The 13,892-nt window shown below is 66.4% G+C and carries 15 protein-coding genes; 7 read left to right on the plus strand and 8 right to left on the minus strand.

Going from position 1 to position 13,892, the window contains the following annotated elements; all coding sequences use genetic code 11:
- Positions 1–16: 16 nt before the first annotated feature.
- Both ACIPXZ_RS01980 and ACIPXZ_RS01985 read left to right on the plus strand, forming a co-directional pair.
- Positions 17–1,534: a hypothetical protein gene (locus ACIPXZ_RS01980; RefSeq protein ID WP_400590450.1), complete on the plus strand. Its 1,518-nt coding sequence runs from the start codon at positions 17–19 to the stop codon at positions 1,532–1,534.
- 28 nt (positions 1,535–1,562) lie between these two features.
- Entirely contained in the window at positions 1,563–2,609 is a 1,047-nt protein-coding gene (locus ACIPXZ_RS01985; RefSeq protein WP_400590451.1) for an LLM class flavin-dependent oxidoreductase, read from the plus strand.
- Between the two features lie 9 nt (positions 2,610–2,618).
- Here the strand turns inward: ACIPXZ_RS01985 and ACIPXZ_RS01990 are convergent, their stop codons facing one another.
- Positions 2,619–3,365: a 3-hydroxybutyrate dehydrogenase gene (locus ACIPXZ_RS01990; protein WP_400590452.1), complete on the minus strand. Its 747-nt coding sequence runs from the start codon at positions 3,363–3,365 to the stop codon at positions 2,619–2,621.
- Positions 3,362–4,756: an MFS transporter gene (locus tag ACIPXZ_RS01995; RefSeq protein ID WP_400590453.1), complete on the minus strand. Its 1,395-nt coding sequence runs from the start codon at positions 4,754–4,756 to the stop codon at positions 3,362–3,364. The genes ACIPXZ_RS01990 and ACIPXZ_RS01995 overlap by 4 nt, the downstream gene beginning before the upstream one ends.
- 154 nt (positions 4,757–4,910) lie before the next feature.
- Here ACIPXZ_RS01995 and ACIPXZ_RS02000 point away from each other — a divergent pair, with 154 nt between their 5' ends.
- Together ACIPXZ_RS02000 and hemL are read left to right on the plus strand one after the other, a co-directional pair.
- Positions 4,911–5,864, plus strand: coding sequence for a LysR family transcriptional regulator (locus ACIPXZ_RS02000; protein ID WP_400590454.1), 954 nt, complete (start codon positions 4,911–4,913; stop codon positions 5,862–5,864).
- Complete coding sequence (gene hemL, locus ACIPXZ_RS02005; protein WP_400590455.1) at positions 5,861–7,162, plus strand: glutamate-1-semialdehyde 2,1-aminomutase; 1,302 nt, start codon at positions 5,861–5,863, stop codon at positions 7,160–7,162. The genes ACIPXZ_RS02000 and hemL overlap by 4 nt, the downstream gene beginning before the upstream one ends.
- A 91-nt stretch (positions 7,163–7,253) precedes the next feature.
- Here hemL and ACIPXZ_RS02010 read toward each other — a convergent pair whose 3' ends face one another.
- A complete protein-coding gene (locus tag ACIPXZ_RS02010) occupies positions 7,254–7,388 on the minus strand; it encodes a hypothetical protein (protein WP_400590456.1) in 135 nt (44 codons plus the stop codon).
- Positions 7,389–7,419: 31 nt separating this feature from the next.
- On the opposite strand from ACIPXZ_RS02010, the gene ACIPXZ_RS02015 reads away from it, so the two are divergent.
- Positions 7,420–8,433, plus strand: a complete 1,014-nt coding sequence (locus tag ACIPXZ_RS02015) for a glycoside hydrolase family 3 N-terminal domain-containing protein (RefSeq protein WP_400590457.1) — start codon at positions 7,420–7,422, stop codon at positions 8,431–8,433.
- 32 nt (positions 8,434–8,465) lie between these two features.
- Here the strand turns inward: ACIPXZ_RS02015 and ACIPXZ_RS02020 are convergent, their stop codons facing one another.
- Entirely contained in the window at positions 8,466–9,134 is a 669-nt protein-coding gene (locus ACIPXZ_RS02020) for a LysE family translocator (protein ID WP_400590458.1), read from the minus strand.
- Positions 9,135–9,214: 80 nt separating this feature from the next.
- On the opposite strand from ACIPXZ_RS02020, the gene ACIPXZ_RS02025 reads away from it, so the two are divergent.
- Positions 9,215–9,670: an Lrp/AsnC family transcriptional regulator gene (locus ACIPXZ_RS02025; RefSeq protein WP_400590459.1), complete on the plus strand. Its 456-nt coding sequence runs from the start codon at positions 9,215–9,217 to the stop codon at positions 9,668–9,670.
- A gap of 97 nt (positions 9,671–9,767) precedes the next feature.
- Here the strand turns inward: ACIPXZ_RS02025 and ACIPXZ_RS02030 are convergent, their stop codons facing one another.
- From ACIPXZ_RS02030 to ACIPXZ_RS02045, 4 genes are all read right to left on the minus strand, one after another.
- Positions 9,768–10,505, minus strand: coding sequence for an amino acid ABC transporter ATP-binding protein (locus tag ACIPXZ_RS02030; RefSeq protein WP_400590460.1), 738 nt, complete (start codon positions 10,503–10,505; stop codon positions 9,768–9,770).
- Complete coding sequence (locus ACIPXZ_RS02035) at positions 10,502–11,266, minus strand: amino acid ABC transporter permease (RefSeq protein ID WP_400590461.1); 765 nt, start codon at positions 11,264–11,266, stop codon at positions 10,502–10,504. Before ACIPXZ_RS02035 ends, ACIPXZ_RS02030 begins: the two co-directional genes overlap by 4 nt.
- A gap of 91 nt (positions 11,267–11,357) precedes the next feature.
- Positions 11,358–12,308, minus strand: a complete 951-nt coding sequence (locus ACIPXZ_RS02040) for a substrate-binding periplasmic protein (RefSeq protein WP_400590462.1) — start codon at positions 12,306–12,308, stop codon at positions 11,358–11,360.
- A gap of 367 nt (positions 12,309–12,675) precedes the next feature.
- Positions 12,676–13,407, minus strand: coding sequence for a 3'-5' exonuclease (locus ACIPXZ_RS02045; protein ID WP_400590463.1), 732 nt, complete (start codon positions 13,405–13,407; stop codon positions 12,676–12,678).
- Positions 13,408–13,476: 69 nt separating this feature from the next.
- On the opposite strand from ACIPXZ_RS02045, the gene ACIPXZ_RS02050 reads away from it, so the two are divergent.
- Positions 13,477–13,881, plus strand: a complete 405-nt coding sequence (locus ACIPXZ_RS02050; RefSeq protein WP_400590464.1) for an MGMT family protein — start codon at positions 13,477–13,479, stop codon at positions 13,879–13,881.
- Positions 13,882–13,892 lie beyond the last annotated feature (11 nt).

Here is a 13,892-nt window from a genome sequence, read left to right on the forward strand (position 1 = left end):
ACAAAAGGGGGACGCGTTGGCTGAGGTGCAGATCGCCGTATCGGGCGGCCGTATCAGGCCGGAAGAACGGCAATCCTGGATCGAGACCTCCAGGAGTCAGGGGCAGGACGTCTTCACCGGCCGCGGTCTCGCCACGCTCGGAGCCGTCCTCGCGGCCGTGCTGCTCTCCGCCCTCCTGGCCGCAGGAGTTCTGCTCCTGGCGGGTACCGTCGTCCTGCCCCGGCTCATGGGTTACGAAGCCGACCTCAGCGGACTCGAGGAACAGCCGCTGAGGCTGGTGCTGCTCCTCCTGGTCCTGGCCGGCAGCGCGCTCGGCGGTGGACTCGACGTCTCCTTCATCGCTTCGGATCCGACCCGGGTGTTGCCGGTGCCCGGCGCGTACGTGACCGGCCCGGTACTGGCCTACTTGTTGTTTCTGTGGTGGATTCTGCGCTGGCTGTACCGACGCGCATCCCGTAGGCAGGCCGTATCGATGACGATGTCCGCGGTCGTGTTCCGGGGGCTCTGGGAAGGTCTGTTCTGTGCCCTCCCCGTGATGGCCTTGCTGTGCTTCTGGCAGCTGGGGCTGGAACTGCCGCAGGGAGGGAGTGCTGTCCTGCAGAACCGCTGGTGGTCCGTGGCGCTCACCGTCTTCCTGGTGGTGACCTGTGCCGCGATCCTCGGGCGGTCTCGGTATGTGCGGGACGACCGCAAAGGAGTGTTGGAACTCGCGCTGCTGGAGACGGCGGCGTTTTTCGAACGGGTGATCGTCGTGTTCACCCTCGTGACCCTCTGCGTCAGCTACGTCATCATTCCCATCACATCTGCTCCGGGGGCTGAGAACGCCGATCTCGCCATGATCGAACAGCTCCTTGATCCGGTCGCCATCGGTGCGGGTGTCGCCGCGGTTCTGCTCGGTGGCGGCCTGATCGCGTGGAACACCATCGGCCCCGACTTCCAAGCACTGGTGGAGGTTCCCGGACCCTTCACCCCCGACGTCGGGGTGACCGATCCGATGCTGCCGGTCCTGGCCGTCGTCCTGGTCCTCCTGCTGTCCCTCCGGTCCGCCGTCGTCATGGGCATGCGGCGCTTCGTCGCAGAGCGCTTGATCGCCGGACGTCCGCAAACGGCCGAGGTCGTGTGGAGGCGCGTGATTCTGCGGGGTCTATCGTTCCCGGTGCTCGTCGCGATCACACTTTTCCTGCTTCAGCGGTTCACCGTGGCGGCCGTATCCATCGTGGAGCCGATCATCCTTCCACCGTCCGGAGGAGTCGCCCCGGGATATTCGATAGGCGCCTTCCTGCCGTGGTACGCCCCGGTCTTCGGCGGGGTTCTCGCCTTGCTGATCTCCCTTGTCTCCGCGCTGGTCGCCGTGGGCGCCGGGAGTGGATCTCCGCGGTTGCTCTCGCTGCTCGCCTGGCGGTCCCCGGTGTTGTTCCCCTGGGCCGAGGAACGGGCGTTGCTGCGTGGCGAGCCTCCGATGCGGTCGGCCTGGTCCGTGGAGATCCGGGAACTGGAGCCCGGAAACGGTGCACCCGGGGACTCCCGGGAATGAATCCCACCGAGCCGCAGTTTGGATGCATATGCATACAGATTCCACGAACCCGCTTCTGATCGGCGTCGATACCTTCGGCGATGTCACTCTTGGCGATGACGGCCAGCCCAAGACCCACGCGGAGGTGCTCCGCGATGTGGTGGCCGAGGGTGTCCTGGCGGACCAGGTGGGCCTCCACAGCTTCGGGGTGGGGGAACACCACCGCAAGGATTTCGCCGTCTCCGCCCCTGAGGTCGTCCTGGCCGGGATCGCCGGCAAGACGGAGAACATCCACCTTGCCTCCGCCGTGACCGTGCTGTCCTCGGACGATCCCATCCGGGTGTTCCAGCGTTTCTCGACCTTGCATGCGATCTCCGGAGGCCGTGCCGAAGTGGTGCTCGGACGTGGCTCCTTCATCGAGTCCTTCCCGCTCTTCGGCTACGACCTTGAGGACTACGAGGTGCTGTTCGAGGAGCGTCTGGCGCTCTTCGACAAGGCCCGCTCCCAGAAGCCGATCCACTGGGAAGGGCGCACCCGAGGCCCGATCCGCGGGCTCATGGCCTATCCGCAGCTGAACGAAGGGCTGCTGCCCGTCTCGATCGGCGTCGGCGGCAGCCCGCAATCGGTGGTTCGCACCGCGAGCTACGGGTACCCGATGACCCTGGCCATCATCGGTGGTGATCCGAAGCGCTTCCGTCCCTACGTCGACCTGTACTACAAGTCGCTCGAGGAACAGGGCAAGGAATGGCAGCCGCTCGCCGTGCACTCTCCGGGACACGTCGCGGAGACCGACGAACAGGCCCAGGAGGAGTTCTTCCCGCACTGGCTGGCGAGCCGCAACCGGATCGGGGCCGAACGCGGCTGGGGGCCGGCGAGCCGTATCGAGTTCAACGAGCAGGTCGCCGCTCATGGTGCGCTTTACGTGGGATCACCCGAGACGGTCGCGAAGAAGATCGCGAACACCGCCAGGAACCTCGGGCTGCAGCGCTTCGACCTGAAGTACTCCAACGGCACCCTGCCGCACTCGGCCATGATGAAGAGCATCGAGCTTCTCGGCACCAGCGTGACTCCGCTCGTGCGCGACATGCTCTCCTGACTGCGCAGCTCAGTGCGCGGACCAGCCACCGTCCATCGCGTAGCTCGCCCCGGTGACCATCGCGGCGTCGTCGGAGGCGAGCCAGCAGGCGAGTGAGGCGACCTCCTCGGGTTCCACCAGCCGTTTGACCGGCATTTCCGTGAGCATCACCCTCTCCAGCACCTCGGAGGGGGTGATGCCATGTGTGGCCGCCTGGTCCGCGAGCTGCTGCTCCACGAGTGCGGTGCGCACATAGCCGGGGTTGATGCAGTTCGAGGTCACGCCGTGCCCGGCGCCTTCCAGAGCCGTGGCCTTCGACAGACCCTCCAATGCGTGCTTGGCGGTGACGTAGGCGCTCTTGAAGGGCGATGCCCGTAGGCCGTGCACCGAGCTGAGGTTGATGACCCGGCCCCAGCCTTTCCGGTACATCCCGGGGAGCGCTGCCCGGATCAGGAGGAACGGTGCTTCCACCATGAGCCTCTGGATCCTGCGGAAGGTGTCGGGATCGAAATCCTGGATGGGAGAGACCTTCTGGAAACCTGCGTTGTTGACCAGGATGTCGCAATCCAGGCTGAGGGTTTCGAGCGCGGTCGTGTCCAGCAGATCGACCGCCCACGCTTCGCCGCCGATCTCCGCAGCGAGTGTTTCTGCGGCCGTTCCGTCGAGATCTGCGATCACCACCTGAGCCCCTCCGTGCGCCAGGCCCCGGGCGACCGCCGCTCCGATGCCTGCCGCTCCACCTGTCACGAGGGCCTTCCGGCCGTGCAGCGTGGTCATCGCCTGGCCTCCTTACGGGTCTGAGGAACGACGACGGCGGCCGGCTGCCCGCCGTCGGATGCTGTGGCGTCGAGCGCTCGCAGCGAGATCCCGCGGGTTTCGCGCAAAGCCACTGCGGCGACGAAAGTGACGGCTCCGGCGAAGGCGAGGTACACGGCGGTCGGCCACCAGGAGCCGGTGGATTTGAGCCATTCGGTGGCCAGGACCGGTGCAAGCGAGCCCGCGACGATCGATGTCACCTGGTAGGCGATGGAGACCCCCGAATACCGCATGCGGGTGGGGAACATCTCCGCCATGATGGCCGGCTGGCCGGAGTACATCAGGGCGTGGAACAGCAGGCCGATGATGATCGTGAGCAGGATGACCCAGGTGTTGCGTGTGCCGAAGGCGGGGAAGGCCCAGAATCCCCAGGTGCCGCCCAGAACGGCGCCCGCAAGGTAGACGGGTCTGCGGCCCACGCGATCGGCCAACCGTCCGATCAGCGGGATCACCACGAAGTGGCACAGATGCGCTATGGCGATCACTCCGAGGATCTCGGCCGTGTTCACCTTGAGCGCGGTGCCGAGATAGACGATGGAAAAGGTCACCACGAGGTAGTACAGGATGTTCTCCGCGAAGCGCAGGCCCATGCCCACCAGCACGCCGCGCGGATACCTCTTCAGGACCTCCAGGACTCCGTAGCCGTTGCTCTTCTCCTGATCCATCTCCGCCTTGGCCTCCTGGAAGACCGGGGCGTCGGTGATCTTGGTGCGGATGTAGTATCCGACCAGGACCACGACGGCGGAGAGCCAGAACGCCACACGCCAGCCCCAGGAGAGGAATTCGGAGGGAGCGAGCACCGAGGTCATGATCCAGAGGACCAAGGTCGCCAGGACGTTGCCGAGCGGGACCGCCGCCTGAGGCCACGACGCCCAGAAGGCCCGTTGCCCGTCTGGAGCGTGTTCGGCCACGAGGAGGACGGCGCCGCCCCACTCGCCGCCCAGTGCCAGACCCTGGATGAAGCGGAGGGTGACCAGCAGAACCGGTGCCCAGACACCGATCTGCTGGTAGCTCGGGAGACATCCCATGAGGACTGTGGCTGCGCCGATGAGCATGATCGTGACCTGCAGCGTCTGCTTGCGGCCGAAGCGGTCACCGATGTGCCCGAAGATCACGCCGCCCAGTGGCCGGGCGATGAAGCCGACGGCGTAGGTGACGAAGGCGGCGATGATCGCGTCGTACTCATTGCCCATCTTGGGCAGCAGGATCTTGTTGAAGACGATGGTCGACGCCGTCGCGTACAGGAAGAAGTCGTACCACTCCACGACCGTGCCGGCCATGGAGGCCGAGACGATCCTGGTCAGAAGCGGACGGTCGGCGGCCGCTTCCTGGGTTGGGGGGACAGAGTTCATGGGTTCCTCCGGTGGTTGCTGTGGATCGCCTCATTGCGGCCGTGTGACACCGGTCACTGGATCCCTGCCAGTATCCATGCGCGAATTTGCCATATCAATGACCAGAAGCGCACCAGCCATGTGCATTCATGCACATGGCCAGTAGGGTGGCCCCATGATGACGCAACCGGCCCCCGACCAGCTCCTGGTGCTCCTGGAAGTCTCACGTTCCGGGCGCTTCACCGTCGCGGCGGAGACTCTGGGGGTCAACCACACGACGGTGGCGCGCAAGATCGCCGCTTTGGAAAAGGCGCTGGGCGGCCGTGTTCTCGTGCGGGCGGCCGGCGGATGGGAACTCACGCCCCTGGGGGAGCGCGCGGCAGGAGTCGCCGCCCAGGTGGCCGACGCCGTCGGCCGTCTGGCTCCCGGCGCTGATGACCCGGTCACCGGCGTGGTCAGAATGACCGCCACCGACGGCTTCAGCGCCTACATCGCGTCCCCGGCCGTGGCGGAACTGCGGCGGGATCATCCCGGTCTCGCCGTGGAGCTCGTGACCGTGACCCGCCGCGCGCAGCAGCAGCGGTCAGGGGTCGACATCGAGGTGGTGGTGGGTGAGCCGCAGGTGCACCGTGCCGAAGCCATCCAACTGGGCGCCTACACGCTCGGCATGTATGCCTCACGCGACTACCTGGACCTGCACGGCACGCCGGAGAACGAGGAGGATCTCGCCCGGCACGGCCTGGTCTACTTCGTCGATTCGATGCTTCAGGTGGATGACCTGGACGCGCCGCGCAGGCTCGCTCCTCAGATGAAGGACGCCCTGACCTCGACCAATGTCTTCGTCCACGTCGAAGCCACGAGGGCCGGCGCGGGAATCGGCTTCCTGCCCTGTTTCATGGCCGACCGTCATCCCGACCTGCTCAGGATTCTCCCGGACCGGTTCAGTGAACAACTCCCGTACTGGATGGTGGTGCGGGCGGACGCCTTGCGGCAACCCGCCGTCGCAGCGGTCATCGACGCGCTCCGCGCCCGGATGGTCCAGGAACGCGCGACGCTGCTGGGACGGTCGTCACAGGGCATGTCCTGGGCGAACGATCCGGCCGCCCGGAGTGGGAGAATGGAGTCATGACCCACTCCGAAGAGCTTTTCGCCCGTGCCCAGCAACTCATGCCCGGCGGGGTGAACTCGCCCGTGCGGGCCTTCGGTTCCGTGGGAGGCACGCCGCGCTTCATGGCCGGGGCCAAGGGCGCTCACCTCTACGACGCCGACGGCGCGGAGTACGTCGACCTGGTCTGCTCCTGGGGCCCTGCACTCCTGGGACACGCACACCCGGCCGTGCTGGACGCCGTGCATGCCGCCGTCGACCGCGGCCTCTCCTTCGGCGCCTCCACCGAGGATGAGGGCCGTCTGGCTGAGCTGGTCATGCAGCGCGTACCCGCCGTCGAACGCATCCGCATGGTGTCCACGGGCACCGAGGCGACCATGACGGCCATCCGTCTGGCCCGCGGCTTCACCGGCCGTGAGCTGGTCATCAAATTCGCCGGTTGCTATCACGGCCACGTCGACTCGCTTCTTGCCGCAGCGGGCTCCGGCCTGGCGACTCTCGCGATGCCCGGCAGCGCCGGTGTCACCGAGGCCACGGCCTCGCAGACGCTGGTTCTGCCCTACAACGATCTGGCAGCCGTCGAGGCCGCCTTCGCCGCCCACCCGGGCCGTATCGCCGCCGTCATCACCGAAGCCGCACCCGCCAACATGGGCGTCGTCACCCCGGGCGAGGGCTTCAACGCCGGGCTGCGGCGCATCACCGAAAGCAATGGCGCCCTGCTCATCCTGGACGAGGTCCTCACCGGGTTCCGCACCGGATGGGCGGGCTATTGGGGCCTGACCGGAGCCACCGAGGGCTGGGCTCCGGATCTGTTCACCTTCGGCAAGGTCATCGGCGGCGGACTGCCCACCGCTGCGCTGGGCGGTCGCGCCGAAGTCATGGACTACCTGGCCCCGCTCGGCCCGGTGTACCAGGCGGGCACCCTGTCCGGTAATCCGGTGGCCATGGCTGCCGGCGTCGCAACCCTGACCCATGCCACCCCCGAGGTCTATGCCACGGTGGATGCGCGTTCCCTCGAGCTGTCCACGGCCCTGTCCGCCGCACTGGACGCTGAAGGGGTGGACCACTCCATTCAGCGTGCCGGAAACCTCTTCTCCGTCGCATTCGGAACCTCAGCGAGCGGCGTGCACAACTATGCCGAGGCTCAGGCACAGGAAGCCCATCGCTACGCGCCGTTCTTCCACTCCATGCTGGACTCCGGTGTCTACCTGCCGCCCAGTGTCTTCGAGGCCTGGTTCCTCTCCGCCGCGCACGACGACGCCGCCATGGAGCGGATCGTCTCAGCCCTTCCCGCCGCGGCGAAGGCTGCGGCATCCGTCTGAGCGGAGGAACGATGACCAGGAACAGCCGGACGAGGATGCGGGGAGTCGCGCTGGCGGCGGCACTCCTGAGCTGCTTGGCCGGCTGTTCCTGTCAGGCACAGCCATCCGCATCCCCCACCTCGGCCGCACCGAGCCCTGGCGCGTCCACGCCGGTGACCTCCCCGACGTCGTCGTCCCCGATGACGCCCAGTGCCAGCCCGACGCCGAGCAGCACCCCGAAACCCACTGCCGCCCCGACGCAGAAGCCGGCGCCGGCTGTGGACGGTCTGAGTCTGCGCCAGCGGGTGGGTCAGCTCTTCCTGGTCGGGGCGAAGGCCGACGGCAGTGATCTGGGGCGTGCCGTCGCCGCACTTCAGAGCGGTGTCGGGAACGTCTATCTGAGCGGACGGTCGACGACGGGTGTCCAGGCGACCGCGGGCGTGGTCGCTCAATTGCGGGATGGGGTGGCTTACGCCTCGCCGGTGCCGCCCCTCGTCGCCAGCGACCAGGAAGGCGGGCAGGTCCAGGTGCTGCGAGGGCCTGGATTCAGTGCCATGCCGAGTGCGCTTGATCAGGGGCAGATGGGCCCGGCCGCGCTCCAGGCCGCCGCGCAGGGCTGGGGGAGCGAACTGCGTTCCGCAGGTCTCAACATGGATCTCGCCCCGGTGCTGGACGTGGTGCCGTCCGCTGCGTTCGCCCCGCAGAACATCCCGATCGGCTATTACCAGCGGAACTACGGATTCACGCCCGGGTCCGTCTCACAGTCGGGCAACGCCTTCGCCCAGGGGATGCGTGCGGCGGGCGTGCAGCCCGTGGTCAAGCACTTCCCGGGGCTTGGCAGGGTGACCGCCAACACGGACACCGCCACCGATGTCCATGACTCCGTGACGACGCGCCAGGATCCCTTCCTGCAGCCGTTCCGGGATGCGGTGAACTCCGGTGCCAGGTGGGTCATGCTCTCCAACGCCTACTACGATCGGATCGATCCGGCGCGGATGGCCCCGTTGTCCCCGGTGGTGATCGGCGGCATGCTCCGTCAGGATCTCGGTTTCCGCGGCGTCGTGATGTCGGATGACCTCTGCGATGCCAAACAGCTGTCCGTGCTCAGTCCGGCCGACCGCGCTGTGGGGTTCTTCGCCGCGGGCGGCACCATGCTCCTATGTGCCAACAGCGGGACCGTCGGACAGATGATGGATGCCGTGGTGGCCAAAGCGACAGCCGATCCGGCTTTCCGGGCGACCATCGATGCGGCCTACACGACGGTGAAACAGAACAAGCCGAAAGGCCCCTGAGCGCTCGGTGGTTCCGTCGCCACGGCCCGGGCTCAGCCCAGCAGGCGTCCGGACTGCTCCACGAGCAGAAACGCGGAGATGACCAGCATGAGGATCCCGCTGCTCAGGGTGACTCTCTGCGCGAGGTGCGGTCGACTGCCCAGGAGCCGCCGTGCCGTGAAGGCGACTGCCCCGTAGACGACGACACAGATCACGATGTGGGAGAAGCCCATCACGGCGGTCTGAGCGGCGACGGGGAGCGGAGACGCGACGGTGATGAACTGGGGCATGATCGCGGCGAAGAGCAAGACGCCTTTCGGGTTGATCCCGCTGGTGCCCAGTCCCTGCCAGAAGGCTCTCCTCCCCGAGGCGGCGGCCGGCGCGGGGGCGACGGAACCCGGCTCAGCACCGGTGGCGTCACCGATGGCGTCCAGCCGGACGGAGCGCCACGCGCGGATGGTGCTCAGGCCCAGCCAGGCGAGATAGAACGCCCCGGCGACCGACAGCCAGGCGACAAGGCCCGGCTGGGCGGCCAGCAGGACACCGAACCCGGCCGCCACCAATACGGTGTGGAGCAGATACCCGGTGCACAGCCCGGCGATGGACGGGGCCGGAGAACCCGGGCGCAGTCCGGCGGCGATGCTGTAGGCCCAGTCGGCGCCCGGTGTCATCACGAGGGCCAGCGAGATCCCCGCGAAGCCGAGGAAGGGCGAGAAATCCATGCCGCAAGACTAGGAAAAGATCCTCGCGAAGTGCTTACCTTTTTCCCGAGGAACGCGGGAATATGGGGTAAGTTTTTTGCATGATCGATGCCATCGACAGAAAGATTTTGCGCACGCTTCAGAAAGATGGTCGGATGACCGCGACGGCCCTGGCCGCGGAGGTCGGTCTGACCGTGGCCCCGTGCCATCGTCGCCTCAAGGACCTGGAGAGTGACGGAGTGATCCGTGGGTACCGGGCGGACGTGGACCTGGAACGGGTCGGGCTCGGTTTCGGTGCGCTCGTCTTCGTCACGCTGCGGGAGACGTCGCAGGGGACCATCCGGGACTTCGAGGACGCCGTGGTCGCAGAGACCCAGATCGTGGAGGCCTACAGGCTCTTCGGCGATCCCGACTACCTGCTCAAGTGCGTGGCGTCCGATCTGGCAGGCTTTCAGCGGCTCTACGACGCCCATCTCGCGGCGTTGCCAGGCGTCGCGAAGCTCAGTTCCACCATCGTGATGCGCGATCTGAAGGGTGCCGGCGTCCTGCCTCTTTGACGCTCGGCGCGTGAGGACGCCGCACATCCCCCGCGAAGTAACAGTTGACGCCCCTAAAACTCAGTTTTAGGGGCGTCAACTGTTACTTCGCGGGGGCTCAGAGGACGTCGGAGAGGAACTTCTTCAGACGATCGGTCTGCGGATCGGAGAAGAGCTTCTCCGGATCGCCGTTCTCGACGACGACTCCGCCGTCCATGAAGACCACCTGGTTCGAGACATTGCGGGAGAAGCCCATCTCATGGGTGACAACGACCATCGTCATGCCGTCCTTGGACAGGTCCGACATGAGGGCGAGCACGCCCTTGACCAGCTCCGGGTCCAGGGCCGAGGTCGCCTCATCGAAGAACATGACCTCGGGCTTCATGGCCAGAGCGCGGGCGATGGCGACGCGCTGCTGCTGACCTCCCGAGAGGGTCCCGGGGCGGACCTCCGCCTTGTGCTTCAGACCCACCTTGTCCAGCTGTTCCAGCGCCTCGGTCCACGCCTGGTCCTTGGGCAGCCTGCGCAGTTTCCGCAGGGCGAAGGCCACGTTCTCTCCCACGGACTTGTGGGGGAACAGGTTGAACTGCTGAAAGACCATGCCGATCCGGCGGCGGAGTTCGTCCGGATTGTCTTTGAGCACCGAACGTCCATCGAGCAGGATGTCGCCCTGATCAGGTTCGATCAGGCGGTTCATGACGCGCAGCAGGGTCGATTTGCCGGAGCCGGAAGGGCCGATCACCGACGTGGCGGTGCCCTTTTCGACGTGCAGGTTGATCCCTCGCAGGACCTTGTTGGCGCCGAAGGCGAGGTGCAGGTCTTTGCCGGTCAGCGAACCGGATTCGAATGTGCTCACGAGTGGGCTCCCTTCCCGATGACGGCGGCGGCCTCGTCCGGCTCGGCCTTCTGGGCCTTGCCGGTGCTGAGGCGCTTGTCGATGTAGTTGACCAGGTGGGTCAGGGGGATGGTCATGGCGAGGTAGAAGATCGCGGCGGCGACCAGAGGGGACTGGTTGCCGTTGTTGGCTGCGAAGTCCTGGCCGATCTGGAACAGCTCGCGTTCGTGGCTCATGAGGCCGAGGGTGAACACCAGGGAGGAGTCCTTGATGAGGGCGATGAACTGGTTCATCAGTGCCGGGAGCACGCGACGGATGCCCTGTGGCACCACGATCATGCGCATCGAAGGGCCGTAGCCGAAGCCCAGGGCCCGGGAGGCCTCGAGCTGCCCCTTGTCCACGCTCTGGATGCCAGAGCGGAAGATCTCACCGATGTACGCGGCCGCCATCAGGCCGAGGGCGACGATGCCCAAGGGGTACGGGCTCCGGGTGCCGGTGAGCTCCTTGACGAGCGGACCGAAGCCGAGACCGATGACCAGAATCAGCAGCACAGCGGGAAGCCCACGGAACACGTCCGTGTAGATCCGTGCGATCCAGCGGGCCACCGGGTTCCGGGAGATGCCCATCATGGCCAGCAGAATGCCGAGAACGGTGCCGATCACACCGGAGGCGAGGGCCAGCACAATGGTGTTCAGCAGGCCGTAAGAGAACATGGTCGGCAGGACTTCGCCGATGTATCCCCAGTTCAGGAAGGTGTCCGCAAGGCGGCTCCAGGCGTCCATATGACTCCTCGCTTTCAGCCGCTCAAGCCTGGACCCACCACGGGGTCCAGGCTTGAGCGAAGGTTTTCGTCAGATCAGGCGTCTTCGGTTCTCAGTTTCCGGCAGGAACCTTGACGGCCTTGCTGCCCGGCTTCCAACCGTCCGGCATGCGCTCGGCGTCGGTCTTGCGCTCCGGGAACCACTGCTTGACCAGCTTGGTCCAGGTGCCGTCCGCGATCACGGCGTCCAGAGCCGAGTTCAGGGCGTCCGTCAGTGCCTGGTTGTCCTGAGCGACCGCGTAGGCGGCGAAGTTCTGGGTGGCGACCTTCTTCTCCCAGATCTTGGTGCCGTCGGACGGCTTGATCTGACCTTCGGCCTGCTGGGAGGGCGCCAGCCAAGCGTCGATCTGACCGCTCTTCACGTTCGCGTAGGCGGTGTTGTAGTCCGGGTAGCGGACCGGATCGAGGCCCAGCTGGTTGGTGACCATGTCGTCCTGGACGGTGCCCTGCACGACGCCGACGCGCACGCCGGACTTGAGGTCGGCGATGCTCTGGACCTTGCTGTCATTCTTGGCCACGAGCGCCATGAAGCCGAAGTCGTAGCCGTTGGTGAAGCTGACGGTCTTGCGGCGGGCGTCCGTGGTGGAGATCGAGGAGGAGCCGACGTCGAACTGCTTGTTCTTCACCTGCGCGAGCAGGCTCTGGAACTTGGTCGAGGCGAACTGCACCTTCAAGCCCAGCTTGTCGCCCATGGCGCGCAGGAGCTCATTGTCGAAGCCGGTGAAGTTGCCGGACTTGTCGATGAAGATGCTGGGCGGAGCGTCGGACAGGGTGCCGACCGTCAGGGTGCCCGGGGTCAGGAGACCGAGCTTGTCCTTCTCGATCTTGTCCAGCGGGGTGACGCTGGCGGTGGTGTACTTGTCGGTGCTCTGCTGGTCAGCACCCTTGAGCGCTTCCGTCGGGGTCCCGCTGGACGAGGCGCCCCCGTTGCCGCAGGCAGCCAGGGACAGCGCCAGGGCCGCGGCGACCGCGCTGGTCTTGAGGAGTTTTCCGGTCAGTTTCAAAGGTGCGTGCTTTCTCTCGTGCCTTCCCGGCGGGCAGTGGAGCCGATGGCTCCCGGCGACGGGGATCCGGTCGTGGAAACGGCCCGCACGTGAGGTCACAAAGTTGACACCCGGCACGGGCCGAAGACTGAATTTAAGTATGGCATGAGCCTCGGGCGCGCTTCATGATCACGTAACATTCGGGGTTGACTTGAAATTATCGAAGAATATTCGATCAAAGGCGAAACGGTCCCGGAAACTGTTCCAGCGGGTGCCCGATTGCTGAAGCTCTGCTCGATGCAAGCTGTGGCAACCCTGTGTGAGCTTCGTCTCAACGACGTTGCGGCTCGCACTTTTGCCCCGCGTCCACACATGCCGGAGCGACTGCTCAGAAGCCGCCCCGGTCCGGTTCCTGAGGCGGGAGCACGGGCCAGTCTCCTTCAACGACGGCGGTGGGTTTGGTCCTGCGCAGATACTGCTGGAAGTCTGCCGCCTGGGCCGCCGCCCACTCGACCTGCAAGCGGTGCAGCGCGGCGGCGGACATGCCGATCTTCGGGAATTTCACGGCCATCGCATCGAGCAGTTTGATCGTGGCCAGCGCGTCCGCCGCAGAGGTGTGGGCGTTCTCCAGGCGTATCTTGTACTCCTCGCACAGCGCACCGAGGGTTCGCGGGCCCTTGCGGTAGCGGTCCACCTGCTTGTTGATGATGAAGGGGTCCAGCACCGGGAAGCGGCTCACTTGCGGCACTCCGTAGCGGGCGCATTCCGCAGCGAGCACGGTGAAGTCATAGTTGGCGTTGAACGCCATGACCGGCACGCCATCGTCGAACAATGCCTGAATCGTATTGCGGAGTTCGACGACGACGGCGGCTGCCGGCCGTCCTTCCGCGCGGGCCTTCGCTGTGGTGATGCCGTGCACTTCACTGGCCTCCGCGGGGATCTCCACCCCGGGATCCGCCAGCCATTCGTGCTCCTGAAGCACCGCGCCCTTCGCATCGACCACGATCAGGGAAGCGGTGACGATCCTGGCGGCGCGGGAGTTCTTGCCGGTCGTCTCCACATCGAAGGCCGCCCGGGGCCCGGCGTTCCAGGTGCTGTCATTCCGCTGCGCTGTGCTCATGCCTCAACGCTACCCGGCGGCACGGACAGGAAACGCGGACTCGTACCCGGCTCACCTACGCTGGTGCCCATGCGCGAGGAATTCATTGATGCGGTGCGGCGGGTGGTCGCGATGGTGCCGGCGGGAAGCGCCGTGGCGTACAGCGACATCTCCGATCTGCTGCAACAGGGCGGCCCCCGGCAGATCGGTCGCGTGATGGCGCGGCATTCCGAGGGGCTTTGCTGGTGGCGGGTCCTGAGAGCGAGCGGGGAGGCGCCCGCCGGTCATGAGCTTGAGGCGTTCCGTCTCTACCGGGCGGAGAAGACGCCTCTGAGGGGCGAGGTGGAACGCTTCGACAGGAGCGGAGAGGGTCGCTGGCGCGTGGACTTCCCCACCGCCCGATGGGCTCCCAGCGCGGCGGACTTCGACGCCGTCGACGCCATCGCGGACGAACTGAGGGCTCATCTGGAGGCTCCCGGCCAGGTGGTGGAATAACTGTCAGTGGC

It is taken from the genome of Arthrobacter sp. NPDC090010 (assembly GCF_044748305.1).
Lineage (GTDB): Bacteria > Actinomycetota > Actinomycetes > Actinomycetales > Micrococcaceae > Arthrobacter_E.

What these genes read in the sequence shown, in the direction of transcription:
- ACIPXZ_RS01995 (WP_400590453.1), bottom strand. Translation starts at nt 4,756, where the DNA reads ATGAACTCTGTCCCCCCAACCCAGGAAGCGGCCGCCGACCGTCCGCTT.
- hemL (WP_400590455.1), top strand. Translation starts at nt 5,861, where the DNA reads ATGACCCACTCCGAAGAGCTTTTCGCCCGTGCCCAGCAACTCATGCCC.
- ACIPXZ_RS02045 (WP_400590463.1), bottom strand. Translation starts at nt 13,407, where the DNA reads ATGAGCACAGCGCAGCGGAATGACAGCACCTGGAACGCCGGGCCCCGG.
- ACIPXZ_RS01990 (WP_400590452.1), bottom strand. Translation starts at nt 3,365, where the DNA reads ATGACCACGCTGCACGGCCGGAAGGCCCTCGTGACAGGTGGAGCGGCA.
- ACIPXZ_RS02020 (WP_400590458.1), bottom strand. Translation starts at nt 9,134, where the DNA reads ATGGATTTCTCGCCCTTCCTCGGCTTCGCGGGGATCTCGCTGGCCCTC.
- ACIPXZ_RS01985 (WP_400590451.1), top strand. Translation starts at nt 1,563, where the DNA reads ATGCATACAGATTCCACGAACCCGCTTCTGATCGGCGTCGATACCTTC.
- ACIPXZ_RS02025 (WP_400590459.1), top strand. Translation starts at nt 9,215, where the DNA reads ATGATCGATGCCATCGACAGAAAGATTTTGCGCACGCTTCAGAAAGAT.
- ACIPXZ_RS02050 (WP_400590464.1), top strand. Translation starts at nt 13,477, where the DNA reads ATGCGCGAGGAATTCATTGATGCGGTGCGGCGGGTGGTCGCGATGGTG.
- ACIPXZ_RS02000 (WP_400590454.1), top strand. Translation starts at nt 4,911, where the DNA reads ATGATGACGCAACCGGCCCCCGACCAGCTCCTGGTGCTCCTGGAAGTC.
- ACIPXZ_RS02035 (WP_400590461.1), bottom strand. Translation starts at nt 11,266, where the DNA reads ATGGACGCCTGGAGCCGCCTTGCGGACACCTTCCTGAACTGGGGATAC.